The following is a 753-nucleotide window of genomic DNA, read 5'->3' on the forward strand; positions in this document are numbered from 1 at the left end:
TCAACGGGATATGATTTTAAAAATCGTGGAGCGAATGATGGTTGGAACTTTAGAGGGCGGGGCTTACTCCAGATAACAGGAAGAAGTACCTATGAAGAAGTACAGAAAATAATAGAAGCTTATGCTAAAGATTCAGGTATTAATATTTACAAGAAGTATGATAGCCCCGATAAAGCTATTAGCGTAAATGACGGTTGGATGACCCCCGAAGAAGCAGCTTTAACCGGGATGATAGACTGGTTTAAAGATGGCATGTACCTGGAAGCAGATGAAACAGGAAAAATATCTGATGATCAGGTAGTATTGAATATCATAGAAATTATAAATAGATATACCAATTCAAAAGAAGAAAGGAAAGTATGGTATAGAGGAGGAAAAGCAGGGGATTTAATAGTTAGCGAATCAAATTCAACCAAGTCAATTTTCAGGGTAGAAGAATGCGGGAAAGTAGATGAACCATTAAAGTTTACTGGAAAAGCACCATGGTTAGAAGTTGCTTGGAAAGAATTTGAAACCTATAAGGGACTTATAGAAAAACAAAGCCCATTAAAAGAAAAAATAAGTATATACTTTCAAGCCGCTAATTCAAGCTTAAATTATAAAGCTGCCTGGTGTGCTGCATTTATTACATGGTGTTTCAAACAAACGGAATATTCTGATATAACCCCAGTAGGATCTACTTTTGCTTTTGCTTATACAGAAGAAAATAGTCCAAAAGCAAAATCGAGAAAAATTAAAGGATGGGTACAAGGT

1 protein-coding gene is annotated in these 753 nt (G+C 35.6%); it reads left to right on the top strand.

Going from position 1 to position 753, the window contains the following annotated elements; genetic code table 11:
* Positions 1 to 753, top strand: a 753-nt coding sequence (locus M3Z80_RS09685) for a hypothetical protein (protein ID WP_293919411.1), incomplete at both ends; no start/stop codon positions are given.

The sequence above is a fragment of the Apibacter sp. genome (genome assembly GCF_025291155.1).
In the GTDB taxonomy this organism is placed as follows: Bacteria; Bacteroidota; Bacteroidia; order Flavobacteriales; family Weeksellaceae; genus Apibacter.